General features: G+C 66.0%; 17 protein-coding genes and 1 riboswitch. Of the genes, 8 read left to right on the top strand and 9 right to left on the bottom strand.

The window, feature by feature from the left end; genetic code table 11:
- Positions 1–61 precede the first annotated feature (61 nt).
- Positions 62–162, top strand: a riboswitch (glycine riboswitch).
- 176 nt (positions 163–338) lie between these two features.
- From gcvT to PMI04_RS15995, 7 genes are all read left to right on the top strand, one after another.
- The gene (gene gcvT, locus PMI04_RS16025) at positions 339–1,502 is read left to right on the top strand and encodes a glycine cleavage system aminomethyltransferase GcvT (RefSeq protein WP_037486738.1); all 1,164 of its coding nucleotides are present in this window, start codon (positions 339–341) and stop codon (positions 1,500–1,502) included.
- Positions 1,503–1,528: 26 nt separating this feature from the next.
- Complete coding sequence (gene gcvH, locus PMI04_RS16020) at positions 1,529–1,900, top strand: glycine cleavage system protein GcvH (RefSeq protein WP_007711623.1); 372 nt, start codon at positions 1,529–1,531, stop codon at positions 1,898–1,900.
- Positions 1,901–2,031: 131 nt separating this feature from the next.
- Positions 2,032–3,390 (top strand): aminomethyl-transferring glycine dehydrogenase subunit GcvPA, encoded by a 1,359-nt coding sequence (gene gcvPA / locus PMI04_RS16015; RefSeq protein WP_007711621.1) that lies wholly within the window; start codon positions 2,032–2,034, stop codon positions 3,388–3,390.
- Positions 3,387–4,958, top strand: coding sequence for an aminomethyl-transferring glycine dehydrogenase subunit GcvPB (gene gcvPB, locus PMI04_RS16010; protein ID WP_007711615.1), 1,572 nt, complete (start codon positions 3,387–3,389; stop codon positions 4,956–4,958). The genes gcvPA and gcvPB overlap by 4 nt, the downstream gene beginning before the upstream one ends.
- A 74-nt stretch (positions 4,959–5,032) precedes the next feature.
- The gene (locus tag PMI04_RS16005) at positions 5,033–5,563 is read left to right on the top strand and encodes a CcdC protein domain-containing protein (RefSeq protein WP_007711614.1); all 531 of its coding nucleotides are present in this window, start codon (positions 5,033–5,035) and stop codon (positions 5,561–5,563) included.
- Positions 5,564–5,568: 5 nt separating this feature from the next.
- A complete protein-coding gene (locus tag PMI04_RS16000; RefSeq protein WP_007711613.1) occupies positions 5,569–6,201 on the top strand; it encodes a DUF938 domain-containing protein in 633 nt (210 codons plus the stop codon).
- A 10-nt stretch (positions 6,202–6,211) separates the two neighbouring features.
- Positions 6,212–7,093, top strand: a complete 882-nt coding sequence (locus PMI04_RS15995) for a hypothetical protein (RefSeq protein ID WP_007711611.1) — start codon at positions 6,212–6,214, stop codon at positions 7,091–7,093.
- Here PMI04_RS15995 and PMI04_RS15990 read toward each other — a convergent pair.
- From PMI04_RS15990 to PMI04_RS15960, 7 genes are all read right to left on the bottom strand, one after another.
- Positions 7,050–9,041 (bottom strand): ATP-binding protein, encoded by a 1,992-nt coding sequence (locus PMI04_RS15990; RefSeq protein ID WP_007711609.1) that lies wholly within the window; start codon positions 9,039–9,041, stop codon positions 7,050–7,052. The genes PMI04_RS15995 and PMI04_RS15990 overlap by 44 nt on opposite strands.
- Positions 9,042–9,163: 122 nt before the next feature.
- A complete protein-coding gene (locus PMI04_RS15985; RefSeq protein ID WP_007711608.1) occupies positions 9,164–10,426 on the bottom strand; it encodes an aminotransferase class I/II-fold pyridoxal phosphate-dependent enzyme in 1,263 nt (420 codons plus the stop codon).
- Positions 10,427–10,532: 106 nt separating this feature from the next.
- The gene (locus PMI04_RS15980; protein WP_007711607.1) at positions 10,533–10,775 is read right to left on the bottom strand and encodes an acyl carrier protein; all 243 of its coding nucleotides are present in this window, start codon (positions 10,773–10,775) and stop codon (positions 10,533–10,535) included.
- Positions 10,776–10,939: 164 nt separating this feature from the next.
- Positions 10,940–11,218 carry an ETC complex I subunit gene (locus PMI04_RS15975; protein ID WP_007711606.1) on the bottom strand — a complete coding sequence of 93 codons (279 nt, stop codon included), beginning with the start codon at positions 11,216–11,218 and terminating at the stop codon, positions 10,940–10,942.
- Between the two features lie 56 nt (positions 11,219–11,274).
- Positions 11,275–13,725, bottom strand: coding sequence for an ATP-dependent helicase HrpB (gene hrpB / locus PMI04_RS15970; protein WP_283184799.1), 2,451 nt, complete (start codon positions 13,723–13,725; stop codon positions 11,275–11,277).
- 781 nt (positions 13,726–14,506) lie between these two features.
- On the bottom strand, positions 14,507–15,286 hold the full coding sequence (locus tag PMI04_RS15965) for a TSUP family transporter (protein ID WP_037485966.1): 780 nt from the start codon (positions 15,284–15,286) through the stop codon (positions 14,507–14,509).
- A gap of 208 nt (positions 15,287–15,494) precedes the next feature.
- A complete protein-coding gene (locus tag PMI04_RS15960) occupies positions 15,495–16,520 on the bottom strand; it encodes a polyprenyl synthetase family protein (RefSeq protein ID WP_007708201.1) in 1,026 nt (341 codons plus the stop codon).
- 161 nt (positions 16,521–16,681) lie between these two features.
- Here PMI04_RS15960 and PMI04_RS15955 point away from each other — a divergent pair, with 161 nt between their 5' ends.
- Positions 16,682–16,960 carry a chorismate mutase gene (locus tag PMI04_RS15955; protein ID WP_007708202.1) on the top strand — a complete coding sequence of 93 codons (279 nt, stop codon included), beginning with the start codon at positions 16,682–16,684 and terminating at the stop codon, positions 16,958–16,960.
- 149 nt (positions 16,961–17,109) lie between these two features.
- On the opposite strand, the gene PMI04_RS15950 is transcribed toward PMI04_RS15955, so the two are convergent.
- Entirely contained in the window at positions 17,110–18,090 is a 981-nt protein-coding gene (locus PMI04_RS15950; protein WP_007708204.1) for a cupin-like domain-containing protein, read from the bottom strand.
- A 66-nt stretch (positions 18,091–18,156) separates the two neighbouring features.
- Positions 18,157–19,059, bottom strand: a complete 903-nt coding sequence (locus PMI04_RS15945; protein WP_007708206.1) for a DMT family transporter — start codon at positions 19,057–19,059, stop codon at positions 18,157–18,159.
- Between the last annotated feature and the right edge of the window lie 2 nt (positions 19,060–19,061).

The following is a 19,061-nucleotide window of genomic DNA, read 5'->3' as shown; positions in this document are numbered from 1 at the left end:
TGACGCCGCCCGCGCTTTGCGCAAATGCGTGGGGCGTCTCCGGTGCCGAGGATTCGGCAGCGGGCACGATGCGGGAGAGCATGGGCGCCTTTCAGGCTTGAGCCCGTCGCCGAAGGAGCAACCGCCCCGGAATCTCTCAGGCCAAAGGACCGCATCGCGCGTAGATACTCTGGAAAGCGGATGGCCCCGTGCCGTCCCACCGAAGGGGTAAGCCAGCCGGCCCCAAGCCGCTGGTCAAAGCTCTCAGGTTCCGTGACAGAGGGGGTGGCATGCCGGAAGCGCCGATTCGTCGGCCGCGCTGGCCTGTCGCCGCATCCCTCCTACGGAAAGGTCTTGCCATGACCGCCATTGACGACGTCGCCGCCCTCGAAGCGGAACTGCCCCTCGAAGCCCTGCCGCTCGACGCCTGGCACCGTGCCAAGGGCGCGCGCATGGTCGGCTTTGCCGGCTATCACATGCCGATCCAGTATGAAGGCATCATGGCCGAACATAGCTGGACCCGCGAACATGCCGGCCTGTTCGACGTCAGCCATATGGGCCAGCTCACTTTCTCCGACGAGACCGGTGGTGCCAGCGTCGATGCGGCGCTCGAAACCCTGCTGCCCAGCGACATCAAGGGGCTGAAGCCCTTCCGCCAGCGCTATTCGATGCTGCTGGACGCGGAAGGCGGCATCCTCGACGACCTGATGGTCTCGCGCCCCGGCGACGGTGCGTTCGAAGGCGCGGCGATCTACATGGTCGTCAATGGCGCGACCAAATATGACGATATCGGCTGGATGATCGAACATCTGCCCGACGACGTCACCATGAACCATATGGCCGACCAGGCACTGCTGGCGCTGCAGGGTCCGGAAGCGGGCGAGGCGATGGCCGCGCTCATTCCGGAAGCCGCCGACCTCATCTTCATGCAGTCCGGCCCCTTCACTTGGCGCGGCGTGCCGCTGTGGATCAGTCGTTCGGGCTATACCGGCGAAGATGGCTTTGAAATCAGCGTGCCGGGCGATTCCGTCGCGCTGCTGGCCGATGCGCTGTGCGCACTGCCGCAGGTCAAGCCGATCGGCCTTGGCGCACGCGACTCCCTGCGCCTGGAAGCCGGCCTGCCGCTCTATGGCCATGACCTGTCGCCCGCCGTCAGCACGATCGGCGCGGACCTGGGCTTTGCCATCCAGAAGCGCCGCCGCGAGGAAGGCGGCTTCATCGGCCATGGTCGCGTGATGAAGGAACTGGCCGAAGGCCCCGGTTCCAAGCGCGTTGGCCTGAAGATCGAAGGCCGCCTGCCGGCCCGCGAAGGCGCGCAAATCTATGCCGGCGACGTGCTGGTGGGCGAAGTCACCTCGGGCGGCTTCGCGCCGAGCGTGGGCGCGCCGATCGCCATGGGCTGGGTCAGCCTGCCTTATTCCGCGCTGGACAGCGCGCTGGAGATCGAAGTGCGCGGCAAGCGGATTGCAGCGGCGGTTGCGCCGATGCCGTTCGTTCCCCATCGTTATCGCCGCAAGGCCTGAATTACCGCTTTTCGAGGAGAGCAAGCATGAGCCGCTATTTCACCGACGAACATGAATGGATCGACGTCGAGGGCGAAATCGCCACCGTCGGCATCACCGACTATGCGCAGGAGCAACTGGGCGACATCGTGTTCGTCGAACTGCCTGCCGAAGGCACGACCTTCGAAAAGGGCGACGACGCCGCCGTCGTGGAATCGGTCAAGGCCGCGTCCGACGTCTATGCCCCGATCTCGGGCGAAGTCGTCGAAGCCAATGGTGCGCTGGAAGACGAGCCGGCGCTGGTCAACAGCGACGCCGAGGAAGATGGCTGGTTCTTCAAGCTGCGCATCGCCGACACCAGCGAGCTGGAAGGCCTGATGAACGAAGCCGCCTACAAGAAGTTCGTGGCCTCGCTTTAATCTAAGAGTTCCCCTCCCGCATGCGGGAGGGGTTAGGGGAGGGGTGTTCGCGCCATCTCCTTCACAGACCCTCCCCCGGCCCCTCCCGCATGCGGGAGGGGAGGCTTGTGGGAGAGGGGGGAGAAAACCGAATGCGCTACCTACCCCTTACCGACACCGACCGGCAGGAGATGCTGTCGGTCATCGGCGCCGAGACGATCGACGACCTGTTCATCGACGTGCCCGCCGAAGCCCGGCTGACCGGCACCATCGCCGGCCTGCCCGATCATGCCAGTGAACTGGCGGTCGAGCGCCATATGGGCGCCCTCGCGCGCAAGAATCTGTCGGCAGGGGAAGCGCCCTTCTTCCTGGGCGCCGGCGCCTACAAGCATCATGTGCCCGCCAGCGTCGATCATCTGATCCAGCGCGGCGAGTTCCTGACCGCCTACACGCCCTATCAGCCGGAAATCGCGCAGGGCACACTGCAGGTGCTGTTCGAATTCCAGACCCAGGTCGCCCGCTTGCTGGGCGTCGATGTCGCCAACGCCTCCATGTATGACGGCTCGACCGCCTGCTGGGAAGCGATCGGCATGGCCCGCCGCATCACCAAGCGCGGCAAGGCGCTGCTGTCGTCCGGCCTGCACCCGCATTATGTGTCGGTCGCCAACACCATGGCGAAGTTCACCGGCGACGCGCTGGTGCATCAGGCGCCGACCCTGGACGCCGCGACCGACATCGACGCGCTGATCGCATCGATCGACAAGGACACGTCCTGCGTCGTCGTGCAATATCCCGACATTCTGGGCCGCATCGCCGACCTGACCCCGCTGGCCGAAGCCGCGAACGCCGCCGGCGCGCTGCTGGTCGCGGTGGTGACGGAGCCGGTGGCGCTGGGTGCGATCAAGGCGCCGGGCGCTATGGGCGCCGACATCGTCGTGGGCGAAGGCCAGTCGATCGGCGTCGGCCTGCAGTTTGGCGGCCCCTATCTCGGCCTCTTCGGCTGCAAGCAGAAATATGTCCGCCAGATGCCGGGCCGCCTGTGCGGCGAGACGCTGGACGCTGCGGGCAAGCGCGGCTTCGTGCTGACGCTCTCCACCCGCGAGCAGCATATCCGCCGCGAAAAGGCGACGTCGAACATCTGCACCAATTCGGGTCTGTGCGCGCTGGCGTTCAGCATCCACATGACCCTGCTGGGCGAGAAGGGCCTGCGCGAGCTGGCGACCCTGAACCACGGCCTTGCCGTGCAGGCCGCCGATCGTCTGGCCCAGGTGCCCGGCGTGACGCTGCTCAACGACGGCTTCTTCAACGAATTCACGCTGGTCCTGACCAAGGATGCGCGCGACGTCGTCCGCAACCTTGCCGACAAGGGCATATTGGCGGGCGTCTCGCTCGGCCGCCTGTTCCCCGACGCGCCGGCCATCGGCAACGGCCTGGTCATCGCCGTGACCGAGACGGTCACGCCGGAGGATATCGAAACCCTTGCCGCAGCGCTTGAGGAGGAACTGGCATGACCATGTTGAAGGAAGGTCGCCCGACCACCCCGCAGGCCGTCAAGGAAGAGCATATGGCGCCCGCAACCGCCACCGGCAATCGCGCGCTGATGCTGGAGGAAGCGCTGATCTTCGAGATCGGCTCGACCGCCACCACAGGCGTCGATTTCGCCGATGCGCCCAAGGTCGCCAGCCGCCTCGGTTCGCTCGCCCGCACCGACAGCATTGGCCTGCCCGGCCTGTCGGAACAGGAAACGGTGCGCCATTACACCCGCCTGTCGCGCCAGAACTACGCCATCGATCTTGGCCTGTTCCCGCTCGGCAGCTGCACCATGAAGCACAACCCGCGCCTTAACGAAAAGGTCGCGCGGATGCCCGGTTTCGCTGACATCCACCCGCTGCAGCCGCAGTCGACGGTGCAGGGTGCGCTGGCCGTCATCCATGAACTTGCCCGGTGGCTGGTGACGCTGACCGGCATGCACTCGGTCGCGATGTCGCCCAAGGCGGGCGCGCATGGCGAACTGTGCGGCCTGCTGGCAATCCGCGCCGCGCTCGAAGCCCGTGGTGACGCGCGCAGCGTCATCCTGGTGCCCGAAAGCGCCCATGGCACCAACCCGGCAACGGCCGCCTTCTGCGGCTACAAGGTCGAGGATATTCCCGCGACCCCGGATGGCCGCGTGGACCTGGAAGCGCTCAAGGCGCGTCTCGGCCCCGATGTTGCGGCGGTGATGATCACCAACCCCAACACCTGCGGCCTGTTCGAGCGCGACATGAAGACCATCTCCGACGCGGTCCATGCCGCCGGGGCCTTCGTCTATTGCGACGGCGCGAACTTCAACGCCATCGTCGGCCGGGTCCGCCCCGGCGACCTGGGCGTCGACGCGATGCACATCAACCTGCACAAGACCTTCTCGACCCCGCATGGCGGTGGTGGTCCGGGTTCGGGTCCGGTGGTGCTGTCGGAAGCGCTCACGCCCTTCGCGCCGCTCCCCTTCGTCGAAAAGCAGGGCGACAAGTTCGTGCTGGTCGAAGAGGAAACGGCGGAGGATCATCACGCCCAGACCTTCGGCCGCATGGTCGCCTTCCATGGCCAGATGGGCATGTTCACCCGCGCGCTGACCTATATCCTCAGCCACGGTGCGGACGGCCTGCGTCAGGTCGCGAGCGATGCGGTGCTGAACGCCAATTACATTCTGCGCAGCCTCGACGACGTGCTCGACGCGCCCTTCGGCGCCGCCGGCCCGTGCATGCATGAGGCGCTGTTCAGCGACAAGGGTCTGGCCGAAGGCTTCACCACGCTCGACATCGCCAAGGGGCTGATCGACGAGGGCTTCCACCCGATGACCATGTATTTCCCGCTGGTCGTCCATGGTGCGATGCTGGTCGAACCGACCGAGACCGAGAGCAAGGCCGCGCTCGACCAGTTCATCCTGGCGCTGCGCAGCCTGGCGGAACGGGCGAAGAAGGGCGACGAACTGCTCAAGGGCGCGCCCTATCATGCCCCGCGCCGTCGTCTTGACGAGACGCTGGCCGCGCGCAAGCCGGTACTGACCTGGTCCGAACCGGATCTGGCGGTCGCCGCCGAATAAGCCTCTTCAAGAAAGGGCGGTGGATGACCTCCACCGCCCTTTCTTTTATGGACCGGGAAACGGAGGATTTTTGCATGACCATTCACGCCGCCTCGCCCTGGTCCAGCTATGCTCTGACCGCCCTCATCATCGGCGGGGTCATGGCCTGGCGGTTGCGGCAGGTCGGCCGTGCCCGCCGCTTGCGGCTGGAAACCTTGTGGATCATCCCGGCCATCTATGCCTGCGTCGCGGCCGTCATCTTGTGGAATGTGCCGCCCCATGGTCTCGCCTGGCTCTGGTGTGCGCTGGCACTGCTGGCGGGCGGGGCGCTCGGCTGGACGCGCGGGTGGATGATGGCGATCAGCGTCGACCCGCAGACCCATGCGCTCAATCAGACGACATCGCCCGCCGCGATGCTGTTCATCGTTGCGCTTATCGCCCTGCGCGCCGCGTCGCGCTCACTGGCGCTCAGCTATGGCGGGCAGGGGCATGGCATGGTGATGCTGGTCACCGACATCCTGGTCACTTTCGCGCTGGGCGTGCTGACGATGCAGCGGCTGGAAATGTTCCTGCGCGCCCGGCGTTTGCTGATGCAGGCCCGCGCCGTTAGCGCGACCCAGGGTTGAACCGCATGAGCGACGGCCCCTGGACGCCGGAGGGAGCCGGCCCCGACCCGCGCCGCCATGCCCCCGCGACCATGCGCAACCGGGATGCGATCGTTGCGGTCCTGCAGGACGAACTACCCGCGACCGGCCTGGTACTGGAAGTGGCGAGCGGCAGCGGCGAACATGCTGTCCACTTCGCTGTCACTTTCCCTGCGCTCGATTGGCAACCGACCGACCCGGATCCGGCGGCCCTCGCTTCGATTGCGGCACTGCGCAGTGATGCGGCGCTGCCCAACCTGCGCGCGCCGTTGCAACTGGACGCCGCCGGCGCGTGGCCGGTCGATGCAACCGATGCGGTCCTCTGCATCAACATGGTGCATATCAGCCCCTGGGCGGCGACGCTGGGGTTGTTGGCCGGCGCGGCGCGCATCCTGCCGCCGGGCGGCCTGCTCTATCTTTATGGCCCCTATCTGCGTGACGGCGTGGAGACCGCGCCCAGCAATCTGGCGTTCGACGCCTCGCTCAAGGCGCGCGACCCGCGCTGGGGCCTGCGCCGGATGGAGGATGTGATTGCCGCTGCCGATGCGGAAGCGCTGATCTTCGATCGGCAGGTGGAGATGCCGGCAAATAATCTGTCCCTGATCTTCCGTCGGCGCTAAAGCGGCGCCGATGACCAACAGCCTATTCTCGCTCGTGACCGCTGAACTCACCGCGCCAGCCGATCCGCGCGCGGCGGCCATGGCGGGCGCGCTCGCGGCGCAATATCCCGATGCGGCGCGGGCCGTACTCTTCTACGGTTCCTGCCTGCGCGAGGCCAATCTCGACGGGCTGATGCTCGATTTCTACCTGATCGTCTCCGATTATGACGCGGCTTATGGCAAGGGCTGGCTGGCGCGGGCGAACCGGGCGATTCCGCCCAATGTCTTTCCGTTCGAGCATAATGGCCTGATCGCCAAATATGCGGTGCTGTCCGAAGCCGACTTTGCCCGGCTGAACAGCGTGAAGGCGGACAATGTTTCGGTCTGGGCGCGCTTCGCCCAGCCTTCGCGCTTGCTGTGGGTGGCGGACGATTTGGCCCGCCAGCGCGCGCTGGTGGCGGTGGCGCAGGCCGCACCGACCTTGCTCTCGCTCGCCCGGCCGATGGCAGATGGGCAGGGGGATGATCCGGTCACGCTGTGGAAGACCGGTTTTACGCTCACCTATAATGCCGAACTGCGAGCGGAGAAAACCGGCCGCTCGCTCTCGATCGTCGATGCCGATCCGGATCGTTATCGCCGCATCGGTGCGGCGGCGCTGGCCGAAGGGCTGCCGCCTTCGCCCGACAATGCGGCGAAGCTCTGGCGCCAACTCCAGCGACGCGGCAAATATCTGTCGGTGGTGCGGCTGGCCAAGGCCAGTTTCACCTATGCCGGCGGCATCGACTATCTCGCCTGGAAGATCAATCGCCATGCCGGCACCAGCATAGCGATCAAGCCCTGGCAGCGGCGCTGGCCGTTGCTGGGCGCGGTCACTCTGCTGCCGCGGCTGTTCCTGCGCGGTTCGATCCGCTGAGCGCCTGCGACAGTGCCTGGCCCAGCGCCATCAGCGTATAGGGTTTGCGCAGCACTTCATGCCCCTCGAAATCGGCGCTTTCCGTTGCATCGCCGGTATAGCCGGTGACGAACAGCACCGGAAGATGGCGGTGTTGCGCGGGCAGGTCGCGGATCATTTCCGGCCCCGTCATGTCCGGCATCAGCACGTCGCTCATGATGAGGCCAATGTCGAGATTATTGGCGAGCAGCTTCGCTGCCTTGGTCGGATGGTCGCAGGCGATGGGCAGATGGCCCAGTTCCGCCAGCGCCGACATGGTCTGGTTGAGCACGCGCGGGTCATCCTCGACCACCAATATGCGGGTCGGCGGATGCAGCGTGTGGACTGCGCCGGGCTGATGTATCTCGCCGGCTTTCTCTTCCTCGGTCACGATCTTGCGGGGCAGGTAGATATGGACGCTGGTGCCCTTGCTCACCGTGGAATCGATACGGATTTCGCCTTCGCTCTGGCGGACGAAGCCGAATATCTGGCTGAGGCCCAGCCCTGTTCCCTTGCCGACCGGCTTGGTCGTGAAGAACGGCTCGAACACGCGGGCCACCACCTCGGGCGTCATGCCGCAACCATTGTCCGTGACCGACAGGGTCACATATTCGCCGGGCGCGCATTCGCCGATCTCGTTGGCGGCCAGTTCGGCCTGGCCGGTCTCGATCGCCAGCCGGCCGCGGCCTTCCATCGCGTCGCGGGCATTGACGCACAGGTTGAGGATCGCATTTTCCATCTGATGCTGGTCGACGAAGACGTGCCAGCCCTTGGCCTGATGGCCGAACTGCACGATGATCTGATCGCCGATGGTACGATCGACCAGATCCGCCATGCCGCGCAGCAGCGAATCCGGGTCGACCGCGCTGGGCAACAGCGGTTCGGATCGGGCAAAGGCGAGCAGGCGCCGGGTGAGGGCGGCGGCGCGGTTGGCGCCTTCCATGGCATTGTCGAGGTGGCGGCCCGCTTCCTCGGGCTTGAGCCGCAGCTTGCGCTTGGCCAGTTCCAGCCCACCGACCACGACGGCCAGCATATTGTTGAAGTCGTGCGCGATGCCCCCGGTCAACTGGCCGACCGCATCCATTTTGTGCATCTGGCGCAGATTTTCCTCGGCCGCTTCCCGTTCGGCCGATTCCTGCTTGAGCTGCAGATAGGCGTCCGACAATTCGGCCGTACGTGTGGCAACCGCGCTTTCCAGCCGATCGGCGCGTTCGCCTTCCACATCGGCCATGCGACGGGCATTGCGGCGCTCGGTATAGGCGGCGTTGGCCAGCCACAGGGCGAACAGGACGCAGACGAGCAGGACCAGCCCCAGCATGCGAGAGGTCTTGCCGACAAATTCCGTGCGATCACCGGCCAGCGTCACCGCCAGGCTGCGTTCGCGCAACCGGGCATTTTCCGCCTGAATGACGAGATCGATCAGCGCTGTCATGCGCTTGATGTCCTGCGACTGCCCCGCTTTGTGGAATTGGGCGAGGGCACCCATTTTCTGGTCGTAAGTGGTACGCAGGCCGATTTCGCTCAGCGTCTTGCCGCGCTGGGCATAGGCGGCTTGCAGCGCACGGACATTGCCCCGCTGCCAATCCGAACTGCGACTGGCATAGGCCAAGGATTTGAGCTGGCTGCCGGCGGTCCGCCACTGGTCCTGGAACAGGCGGCCGGTATCGGGGTCGAGGCTGATGACGTAACGGGCCAGCGTGATTTCTGCGCGTGCGGTCTTGGCGTCGAATGCCCGAGCGAGAGCGATGATCTCGAAGCTGCGCTGCTGTTCGGCGAGCGCGCGCTGATGATCGCGCGTCGCGTTGCTGGCATTATAGAGCAGGGCGCCGAGCGATCCGATCAGCAATATGACCAGCACCACCGGCATGTAACGCCGCGCCATGGCCCGCCAGCCCAGTTCCTGTTCCTCGATGATATCGCCGTCCGCCATATACCGTTACACTAACCGAACTATGTTAACCGCGCGATTATCGCAGTTAGATGGTTCCGTTGCTGTAGCATATTCCGTCGCAGGAAATACCCGGCCGGTCGTCTGGGCCGACAAAAGCGCGATCAGGCGATCGCGCCCGTCGCCTTGCCGGCCGTCTCGAACATGGCGATGATCTGTTCGACCTGTTCGTCACTATGTTCGGCACAGAGTGAGCAGCGCAGCAGGAAGGTGCCGGCCGGGGTTGCCGGCGGGCGCGCCATGTTGACGTAGAGGCCCAGCTCCAGCAGCGTCTGCCACATCGCCACCGCCTGCATCTGGTCGGTCAGGATGACGGCGATGATCGCCGACTGCGGCGTGGCGCTGCCCAGCTTGAAGCCGAGGTCGGTCAGGCCCTTGTGCAGTCGCTGGCTGTTCTTCCACAGATGGGCGCGCTTTTCGCCGGCGTGCATCAGCTTGCGGATGCTGGTCGCCGCAGTGGCGACGACGCTCGGCGGCAGCGATGCGGTGAAGACATAGGGACGGCAGACCAGGCGCAGGATTTCGAACTTGGGATGGTTCGAGACACAGAAGCCGCCGACGGTGCCGACCGACTTGGAGAAGGTGCCGACCACGAAGTCGATCTCGCCCTCGACGCCCTGTTCCTCATAGGCGCCACGGCCATTGGGGCCGAAAAAGCCCATGCCATGCGCTTCGTCGCACAGGATCATGCAGTTGGGATGCTTGCGGATGGCGGCGACCATCTCGGGCAGCGGGGCGACGTCGCCCAGCATCGAATAGACGCCTTCCAGCACGACCAGCTTCAGCGCGTCGGCGGGCAGGCGACCCAGGCGCTTGTCCAGATCCTCGACGCTGTTGTGACGGAAGCGGACGATCTCCGCATTGCCCATGGCGCAGCCATCATAGATGGACGCGTGGCTGTCGGCGTCGAGCACGACATAGTCGCCCTTGCCCGCCAGGGTGGAGATGATACCCAGATTCGCCTGATAGCCGGTCGAAAAGACCATGGCGCCCGACGTGCCGTAGAACTCCTTGAGCGCGTCCTCGACTTCCTTATGGCCCTGATAGGTGCCGTTGAGGACGCGGCTGCCGGTGGTGCCGGCGCCAAATTCGTCCAGCGCCTTCTTGCCGGCTTCGACGACGTCTGGGTCGAAGGTCATGCCCATATAATTATAGGTGCCGAGCAGGATGGTTTCCTTGCCCTTGATGATCGCACGGGTGGGCGAGAGCACCTGGTCCATGACGATCGCGTAGGGATCGCGCACGCCCGTCGCCAGCAGCGCCTCGCGCTCGTTGATCAGCGGATCGAACTTGGAGAAGAGATCGCGCGCGCCCGGTACTTCGTCCGGGGTGCGGGAATCGTTCGCGGTGGCAAGGGCGTCGGTCATAGTAAAATCCGTTCGGTTCAGAACCTCCGTTCGGGTCGAGCCTGTCGAGAACCGGTACGGGAGGCTTCTCGACTTCGCTCGAAGCGAACGGGACAGGGAGGGCGGCTTAGCCCTTGAGCTTGGCGACCGCGTCGACCAGCTGGCCCACGGTCTCGATCTCGGCCTGCATGTTCATGGTGATGATGATGTCGAACTCGTCCTCGATGGCTGCGACGAAGTCCATCACGGTCAGGCTGTCCCATTCCAGGTCGCCGGCAAAAGTGGTGGCTTCGCTGAGGTCGACGCCCTTCTTGTTGAAGGGGGCGATCTGCGCGGCGACGCTGTCGAAAATCTCGCTGCGATCGGTCATTATCTCGTCAATCTTTCCATGAAAGCACGGCTTTTGCCGCCTCAGCCAGCTCTTTGGCAAGCGAATAAGGCGTCAATCGGGCAGCATCTGGGGCAATATGCCTTGTTCGCGGCGTGCCGTGTCGCGCCGCGCTCTGCTATTCCAGCCCCACAGGGGCGGGAGGATCAGCGGAAATTGTCGGCGTAGGCCTGAATTTTCAGCGTCTTGGGCGGGGTCGCGATGACGGTGTAGGCGATCTTCTCGCGCTCGGCATAGGCGACGGCGGCTTCCTGCGAGGAGAAGCTGAGCTTCAGCTGCTGCTTGGTGTCGCCCGAGCCGGCCCAGCCGGTCAGCGGATCGGCCTTCTTCGCTTCGGCGGGCGCATATTCCAGCACCCACTTGTGAGTCAGCGCCTTGCCGGACTGGAGGGCGTTCTTCTGGATCTGGTAAATGCGCGCGGTCATCGCGATGGAACTCCGTAAAATCGTCATTGTGCGTTGCACCAGCGGTCACGCCCAAGTCAAGAGTTGCGGCGCGCGTCCGCATTTTTGGTGCGCAATGTGGCATTGGCGCTCGCCGGATCGTCGGGCCAAGGGTGGCGGGGATAGCGGCCGCGCATTTCCTTGGCCACGTCGCGCCAGTTGCCGGCCCAGAAGCCCGGCAGGTCGCGCGTCGTCTGGATTGGCCGGCCGGCGGGCGAGGTGAGCGACAGGACCAGCGGAATGCGCTGGTTTCCGACCGTGGGATGCTGCGACAGGCCGAACAGCGCCTGCACCCGCAATTCCACGCGCGGGCCACCTTCCGCCGCATAGTCGATCGCATGGGTGGAGCCGGCAGGCGATCGGAAATCGGGCGGGGCGAGCCGGTCGAGCTGCTGCTTGCCGTCCCAGCCGATCAGCGTTTCGAGCACGCCCGACAGTTGCGAGCGGTCGACGTCGGACAGGCGGCGCTTGCCCGCCAGCAGCGGCGGCAGCCACTCGTCCAGCGTGTCGATCAGGGCGGCGTCGGACAATTCGTCGATCCCGGCAAAATCTGCGCGCATCCGCAGCGATTGCGCCGCCTCCGACCAGGGGAGGAGGGCAAGGCCGCCCTGCCGCACGCCATCGACCAGCGCGGCGACCATGGCATCGGGGTCGGGCCGGTCATCGGAGCCGGAGGACAGGCGGACCGCGCCCAGCCGGCGCTCCCGCAGCGCCTCGATCCCGCCATTGGCGGGGCGGAATTTTACCGTGCGATGCTCGGCGATGCGTTCGCCGAACAAAGCGATCACGTCTGCCTCGCCGATCGGGGCGGCGGACAGGATGCGCGCACCCGCGGCGCTGCCCTGCACCTCGCCCACCGCCAGCCAGGCTTCGCTGGCCAGCGGCGAGAGCGGATCGAGGCGGAAGCCGCGCCCGCCCACGCTCGCCCAGTCGGCACCGTCGGCGGAGCGGCGCTTGGCGACGCGATCGGGAAAGGCAAGGGCAAGGCAGAGGCCGACATCGTGCAGTCCGCCCTCTGCGGGCGACCGGGCATCGACCAGCCTGGCCCAGCGCTTGGCGAGGCCGCGACCTGCTTCGGCTCGCTTGCCGCCCTCGCGGCGCCAGCGCTGGAGCCGCAGGGTGAGGTCGGTATCCTGCCCGCCCAGGCCGCGTTCACCGAGCAGGACTGCGATCTCGGCGGCGGTGCGGGCGAGGCCGCGCTCACCGGCGCGCACCAGCATATGGGCGATGCGCGGCGCCAGCGGCAGGGTAGCGAGCGCCTTGCCATGGGGGGTGATGCGGCCGTCGGTGTCGAGCGCTTCCAGCGCGGTCAGCCGCCGGGAAGCCTCGGCCAAGGCGGCGGCGGGCGGCGCGTCGAGCCAGCGCAGGCTGGCTGGATCGTTCACGCCCCAGAGCGCGCAGTCGAGCAACAGGCTGGAAAGATCGCTTTCCAATATTTCGGGCGGGTCGAAGGGCGGCATGCCCGCCGTCGCGGCGGCTTCCCACAGACGATAGGCGACGCCCGGACGCTGGCGCGCGGCGCGGCCGGCGCGCTGGGTTGCCGACGCCTGGCTGGCGCGCTCGGTGACCAGGCGGGTGACGCCGGCGGCGCGGTCATAGCGTGGGCGACGAGCCAGGCCGCTGTCGACGACGATGCGGACGCCGTCGATGGTCAGGCTGGTCTCGGCGATCGAGGTGGCGAGGATCACCTTGCGCCGCCCTTCGCGCGAGGGGCGGATGGCGGCGCGCTGAGCCGCCGGATCGAGCGAGCCGTGCAACATGTGAATCTCGGCGGTGGTGCCCTCGATCCGTTCGGCGGTGCGCTCGATTTCCCGCACGCCGGGCAGGAAGGCGAGCAGGTCGCCGTCGGCTTCCTCCTCCAACGCGCGGCGAATGGCGGCGGCCATCTCATCCTCGATCCGCTTTTCGGCATGGCGACCGATATTGCGCAGCTCCAAGGGCTGGATCTTGCCCTCGCTTTCGATCACCGGCGCGCCATCCAGCAAGGTGGAAAAGCGCGCGCCATCCAGCGTCGCCGACATCGGCAGAATGCGCAGGTCCGGCCGAAATGCCGCCTGCGCGTCGAGCGCCAGCGCCAGGCCGAAATCGCTGTCCAGGCTGCGCTCATGCACTTCGTCGAACAGCACGGCCGACACGCCCGCCAGTTCGGGATCATCCTGGATGCGGCGGACGAAAATGCCTTCGGTCAGCACCAGCAGCCGTGTCTTGGCCGAAACCTTGCTGTCCATCCGCGTCGCATAGCCGACCGTGCCGCCGGGCTGTTCCCCCAGCATCTCGGCAATGCGCTCGGCCGCGGCCCGCGCGGCAAGACGGCGCGGCGACAGCAGCAGCACTTGCCCCGTGCACCAGGGCTGGTCGAGCAGCGCCGGCGCCACCGCCGTCGTCTTGCCCGCGCCCGGCGGCGCCACCAGCACCGCATTGCTGCCACGCGCCAGCGCGGCGAGCAGGTCGGGCAACACGGCATGGATCGGCAGGGCAGGGGCAGTCATGATCCGCCCCCTCTCGCGCCAATCGGGGCAGAGCGCAAGGCGCAGGACAAGCAAGGGGGAATGGGGTGGGGAGCGGTCAGGCTGGTTTTGGGGAGGTGACGGGCGATAGCTGTAAAGATCGTTCGGCAACAATCGCCCCCTTGCGGTCATTCTGTCGCATGATATCGTCTAACGATGCCCCGTGTTCAGACCCATTACACGCTTATGTGTTATGCTCTTGCGACGCCAATAATCGTTAGTGGATCAGTGCTGCTAACCGTATGGATCAGTGAGGGTAAGCCGCCCGTCGGGCTTGTATTGCTTACATGCGGAATCACCAGTTTGATCGGTTTGCTCGGACCTAAATTGAAAGCACGTTCCATCGAAGAGTAAATGGCCGCTCTTCACCTGATTTCGTCTTTCGGCGTCCAACGGGCCATCTGAATGAGTGGCCGGTTTTAGGAATGAGGATAACCTGGCGGAGTTACCAAGAATGGTCGAAACCGGCCGTCTCTTTCCTATTCGCCTTGCCTCTGATCTACCCTTGGCGATGCATGTTGGACTGCCGCTTCTGCCTTGCGCGCATATCAGGTGCGTTGCCGTCGCTTCGGTGGCGCTTCACTGTCGCGTCGGGCAGGCGTTCATGGCGCGCCGCGCTGACCCGGTCTGCATCGCCCATGATGCGTCACAGGCGCGTGGGCGGCGCGTCATGGGTGCAAAGCAGGCGCAAAAGGCCCGAATAGGCCGTTTACACTGTGAACTTCGGAGCCGATTTTTACTGTCGCGTCGCGGGGCCACCGACTCAGCCGAACAAATAGATGTGGATCGGGTTTTTCGGGTCGAGCAGCATCTTGGCCGTCAGCGCGAGCGACATGACGATCAGCACCGGCTTGATGAGCTTCGAGCCGAAGCGCATGGCAAGATGGGAGCCGATCTGGCCGCCGACGATGGAGCCGACCGCCATGGCGAGGCCGGCGATCCAGAGCACATGGCCGCCCGCGATCATGGTCAGCAGGCCTGCGACGTTGGAAGCGAAATTGGCGGCCTTGGTCTGGGCCGTGGCACGCAGCAGCGACAGGCCGCCGAGCGCCAGATAGACGGTGGTGTAGAAGGCGCCGGCCCCCGGGCCGAAGAAACCATCATAGAAGCCGACCACGCCGATCAGCAGGCTGAGCAGGCCGATGCCGATGCGGCTGTGCCGGTCAAGGTCGCTGGCCTTGGGCGAGAAGGTGAAATAGGCGGCGATCGCGATCAGCAGCGCGGGCATCAACCCGGCCAGGATGGCGGGGCTGACCCGCTGCAGCAGCCAGGCGCCCCCGACCGATCCGACAAAGGCGGCGATGGTAGGCCAGCGATAGGTTCTAAGGTCCATATGCCCCTTGCGGGCATAGGCGATGCAGGCGCCGAACGTGCCGAAGCTGGATTGCAGCTTGTTGGTGGCGACCGCGGGGACCGGGGGGATACCAACGGCCATCAAGGCCGGCAGGGTGATGAGGCCGCCACCGCCCGCCATCGCGTCGATGCAGCCGGCCATCAGCGCGGCGGCCATGAGGAAGGCGATGATTTCGGGAGAGAGGATCAAAATATTTACCCCGTTCGGGCTGAGCGAAGTCGAAGCGCGCGCATGAGCGAGGCGAAGGACCTTCGCCTGTGGCTCGGCCTTGCCCTTCGACTTCGCTCAGGGCGAACGGTTGACGGAAAGGGAGACGAACGAAACCGCCCGCACCCTCAATCTATGGTTTGCCGCATTGACCGAGGCAGCGGACGTGCCGTCCGCTTCGGAAAATGCTTCAATAGGCGCGTGCTATCGCGAATTCGACCGCTTCGGTAAGGGCCGCTTTCGCCTTGCCGGCATCGAACATGCCCAGCGCATCGATCGCGCGCTGGCCATAATGGCGGGCGCGGGCCAGGGTGTCGGCGATAGCGCCAGTCTGGCGCAGCAGCTGCGTGGCGTGAGCGAGATCCTCGTCGCTGATGCGATGGCCCGAGATCGCGGCCTTCCAGAAGGCCTTGTCCTCGTCCGATCCGCGCGCATAGGCCAGGATCACCGGCAGGGTGACCTTGCCGTCGCGGAAATCGTCGCCGGCATCCTTGCCCATGGTCGCGCCGTCCGATTCATAGTCGATCGCGTCGTCGATCAGCTGGAAGGCGATGCCCAGGTTGCGGCCATAGACGTCGAGCGCATGCTCCTCCGCCTCGCTGCGGTCGGCGACCACGGCGGAAATGCGGCAGGCGGCAGAGAAGAGGGCGGCGGTCTTGGCGCCGATGATGTCGAGATATTGTTCTTCGCTGGTGTCGATCTTGCGCTGGGCGGTCAGTTGGTTGACCTCGCCCTCGGCGATGATCGCCGATGCGCCCGACAGGATCTTGAGCACCTTGAGCGACTCGGCCTCGACCATCAGCTCGAACGAGCGGGAGAAGAGGAAGTCGCCGACCAGCACGGAGGCGCTGTTGCCCCAGATGATGTTGGCGGTCTTGCGGCCGCGGCGCAGGCCCGATCCGTCGACGACATCGTCATGCAGCAGGGTGGCGGTGTGGATGAACTCGACCGAAGCGGCGAGCTTGTAATGGCGGGTGCCCGCATAGCCGACCAGATCGGCGCAGGCGAGCGTCAGCATCGGCCGCAACCGCTTGCCACCGCCGGCGATCAGATGGCCGGCCAGTTCCGGGATCAGCGGGATGCGCGACTGCATCCGGTCCAGGATGACGCCGTTCACCTGGTTCATGCCATCGGCGACGAGCGCCATGATGGGAGCGAGCGAAGGGGCGCTGGCGCGACCGATCGGATGGACGTTGCCGGGGGAGGATGCAGTCATGACAAGCGTCCTGTGGCGGGGCAAAAAGCAGATGGCAAGCGGGAATAGCTTGCCTGCGCGACCCAATGGCGCAAAAAGCGCGCCGGACGATGGATTGACGCATCGCAGTAACGGAAATGCCACGCGCTTTTCCGTCGCGATGCCCCAGTGGAGAATGCCAGGTGGACGAGACTTTGAAGCGCTATCGCGAGAGCATCGACAATATCGACGCGGCGCTCGTCTTCATGCTGGCGGAACGCTTCAAGGTCACCCAGGCGGTCGGCGAATATAAGGCGACCCACGACCTGCCGCCGGCCGATCCGGGCCGCGAGGAACGCCAGATCCAGCGGTTGCGCCAGTTGGCGCTCGACGCCAATCTGGACCCGGATTTCACCGAGAAATTCCTGCGCTTCATCATCGATGAGGTGATCCGTCATCATGAACGGCTGCGGGAAGGCTGATTGCGAAAAATGCGCGGAAGAGCGCATTTTTGAGACGGTGCCAGCCCGCTCCCCCACCCGGCCACCCACAGAATACGGCCGTTGGGTGGCCGGGTGGGGAGCGGGCCGGTGCGGCAGAATGTGCGGCAGCACATTCTCCAAACAAGGCTCTAACCCGCTGGATAATTTTCATGGCCCGCATTGGGCCAGTGGAAATGCGTGTAGGTCAGCATGGTCGAGAAGCTTTCCGACCGGACCTGATGCCACCAGCCGATCGGGATGAAGAGCAGGTCGCCGGGCGTCAGGCGCACCTCGTAGCGCAGCAGGTCGCGGGCGCGGGGATATTGGGCGAGCCGCGCCGGATCGGTCAGGTCGCCGACATCGCTGAAGACATGGCGGTTGTGCGCCAGCCGGCTGGTCTGCGACGGTGGCACCAGGATGACCTGCTTGCTGCCGGTGACCTGCGCCAGCAGATTGTTGGTGAGGTCGAAATGGAGCGGGGTGAAGGCGCCCGCGCCGCCGATCCAGAGCATGCCCGGCGTCGGCGCGAGATAGGCGTCGGGATGGCCGAGGTCGGCCTGTAGCGGCGCGAGGGCAGGGCCGTTCGCCGCGCTGTTATAGGCGGTGAGATAAGCATCGTTGCCGCCGTCCCGCACCAGGTCGATGAACTGGCGGAAGGGGGCGCGGCGTTTGTGCCGGTCCTTGGCGAGTTCATAGTCGGCGGCTTGGGCGCGGCCGCCCTGATATTCGATCTGGGCGTCGCCGATCCGCTCGGCGAGATAGTCGGGCGTCCATCGATCGAGCGCCGGCCAGCCGGCCATCGCGCCCTTGATCAGCACCGGGCGGCCGGGCGCATAGAAATTGTGGAGAAATTCCTCGCCTGGCAGATCCTCGGCGGTGAGCAGGCCGGAGGCATAGGGGGACAGGGCGCGCTGCTGCTCCATCACGTTCAGCAGCCAGTCGCGCCGTTTGAGCGCGAGCGCAGTCTCGTCGCGCGGTGCCGGAGCCGGCTTGGGCGGCACATAGGGCGCTGGCGCGGCACCGGGCGATGGCACACCGAAGCCGACCTGGCGCAGGGTCATCTGCATCTGCATGTCCGTCGCCTGCGACAGGATCGAGGGAAGCGGCGGAGTGCGGCTGGATTTGCTCATGCCCCGCCCTAGCGCGCGATGATGACGGCCATGTTGCAGGATGTGACGAACCTGTGACGGCGCGGTTCAGGCCGGCTCCACAACCTCGGTCCGCTTGGGCTGCGACCGGCCGAGCAGCACGCCGATGAGCGCCAGCGCGAAGCCGGCGATCTGCACCGGACCGAGCCGCTCGCCGAACAACAGCCAGGCCTCGATCGCGGCAAGCGGCGGCACCAGCAGCAGCAGCATAGACATGCGCGTCGGCCCCTGGGTCCGCACCAGCCAGACCAGCAGCGACAGGCCGGCCGCCGACAGCCCCAGCACCGACCAGCCAAGGCCAATCCACAGCATCACGCTATTGTCCCAGCGCCATTCGCCCACGATCAAAGTGGCGGCGATGGCGACCAGCGCGCCGCCGGCATTCTGCACCGCGCCCGACACCCAGATCGGATCGCCGCCGATCGTGCCGCGCTGGATCAGCGTGCCGCCGGTCATGCCCAGCACCGCGATGATGCCGGCAATGGCGGGGATCAGGGTGATCGCGCCCGCGCCCGATTTGGCGATCGCGGGCATCAGCACGCAGCCGACGCCCAGGATCGCGATGGCAAGGCCGGTCCAGGCGCGCGCGGGCAGCCGTTCGCCCAGGATCGCGACGCTGGCGACCGCGACCATCAGCGGCTGGGTTGCGCCCAGCAGCGACATGATGCCGGCGGGCATGCCATGGCCGACCGCCCACCAGCTGAGCGTCAGGTAAAAGCCGTGCAGCATCGCCCCCGCCGCCAGATGCAGCCACAGGCGCCTGCCGTGCGGCAGCGGCTGGCGTGCGCGCAGGGCAAGGAGGCCGAGCAGCAGCGCGGTCAGGCACAGACGCGCCGCCAGGATCAGTTCGGGCGCGCCATGGGGCACCATCGCGCGCGCGACGATGAAGCCGGTGGACCAGATCAGGACGAACAATATGGATGCGATGATGCCGAACATGGGGCAGCCCATGG

Source organism: Sphingobium sp. AP49, assembly GCF_000281715.2.
Lineage (GTDB): Bacteria > Pseudomonadota > Alphaproteobacteria > Sphingomonadales > Sphingomonadaceae > Sphingobium.
This window is presented reverse-complemented; position numbering and strand designations above follow the sequence as displayed.

Excerpts from the sequence above, each read along its gene's own strand:
- PMI04_RS15960 (WP_007708201.1), bottom strand. The coding sequence starts at position 16,520 with ATGACTGCATCCTCCCCCGGCAACGTCCATCCGATCGGTCGCGCCAGC.
- PMI04_RS15980 (WP_007711607.1), bottom strand. The coding sequence starts at position 10,775 with ATGACCGATCGCAGCGAGATTTTCGACAGCGTCGCCGCGCAGATCGCC.
- PMI04_RS15945 (WP_007708206.1), bottom strand. The coding sequence starts at position 19,059 with ATGGGCTGCCCCATGTTCGGCATCATCGCATCCATATTGTTCGTCCTG.
- gcvH (WP_007711623.1), top strand. The coding sequence starts at position 1,529 with ATGAGCCGCTATTTCACCGACGAACATGAATGGATCGACGTCGAGGGC.
- PMI04_RS16000 (WP_007711613.1), top strand. The coding sequence starts at position 5,569 with ATGAGCGACGGCCCCTGGACGCCGGAGGGAGCCGGCCCCGACCCGCGC.
- gcvPB (WP_007711615.1), top strand. The coding sequence starts at position 3,387 with ATGACCATGTTGAAGGAAGGTCGCCCGACCACCCCGCAGGCCGTCAAG.
- PMI04_RS15985 (WP_007711608.1), bottom strand. The coding sequence starts at position 10,426 with ATGACCGACGCCCTTGCCACCGCGAACGATTCCCGCACCCCGGACGAA.
- PMI04_RS15990 (WP_007711609.1), bottom strand. The coding sequence starts at position 9,041 with ATGGCGGACGGCGATATCATCGAGGAACAGGAACTGGGCTGGCGGGCC.
- gcvT (WP_037486738.1), top strand. The coding sequence starts at position 339 with ATGACCGCCATTGACGACGTCGCCGCCCTCGAAGCGGAACTGCCCCTC.
- PMI04_RS15950 (WP_007708204.1), bottom strand. The coding sequence starts at position 18,090 with ATGAGCAAATCCAGCCGCACTCCGCCGCTTCCCTCGATCCTGTCGCAG.
- PMI04_RS15975 (WP_007711606.1), bottom strand. The coding sequence starts at position 11,218 with ATGACCGCGCGCATTTACCAGATCCAGAAGAACGCCCTCCAGTCCGGC.
- gcvPA (WP_007711621.1), top strand. The coding sequence starts at position 2,032 with ATGCGCTACCTACCCCTTACCGACACCGACCGGCAGGAGATGCTGTCG.
- hrpB (WP_283184799.1), bottom strand. The coding sequence starts at position 13,725 with ATGACTGCCCCTGCCCTGCCGATCCATGCCGTGTTGCCCGACCTGCTC.
- PMI04_RS15995 (WP_007711611.1), top strand. The coding sequence starts at position 6,212 with ATGACCAACAGCCTATTCTCGCTCGTGACCGCTGAACTCACCGCGCCA.
- PMI04_RS16005 (WP_007711614.1), top strand. The coding sequence starts at position 5,033 with ATGACCATTCACGCCGCCTCGCCCTGGTCCAGCTATGCTCTGACCGCC.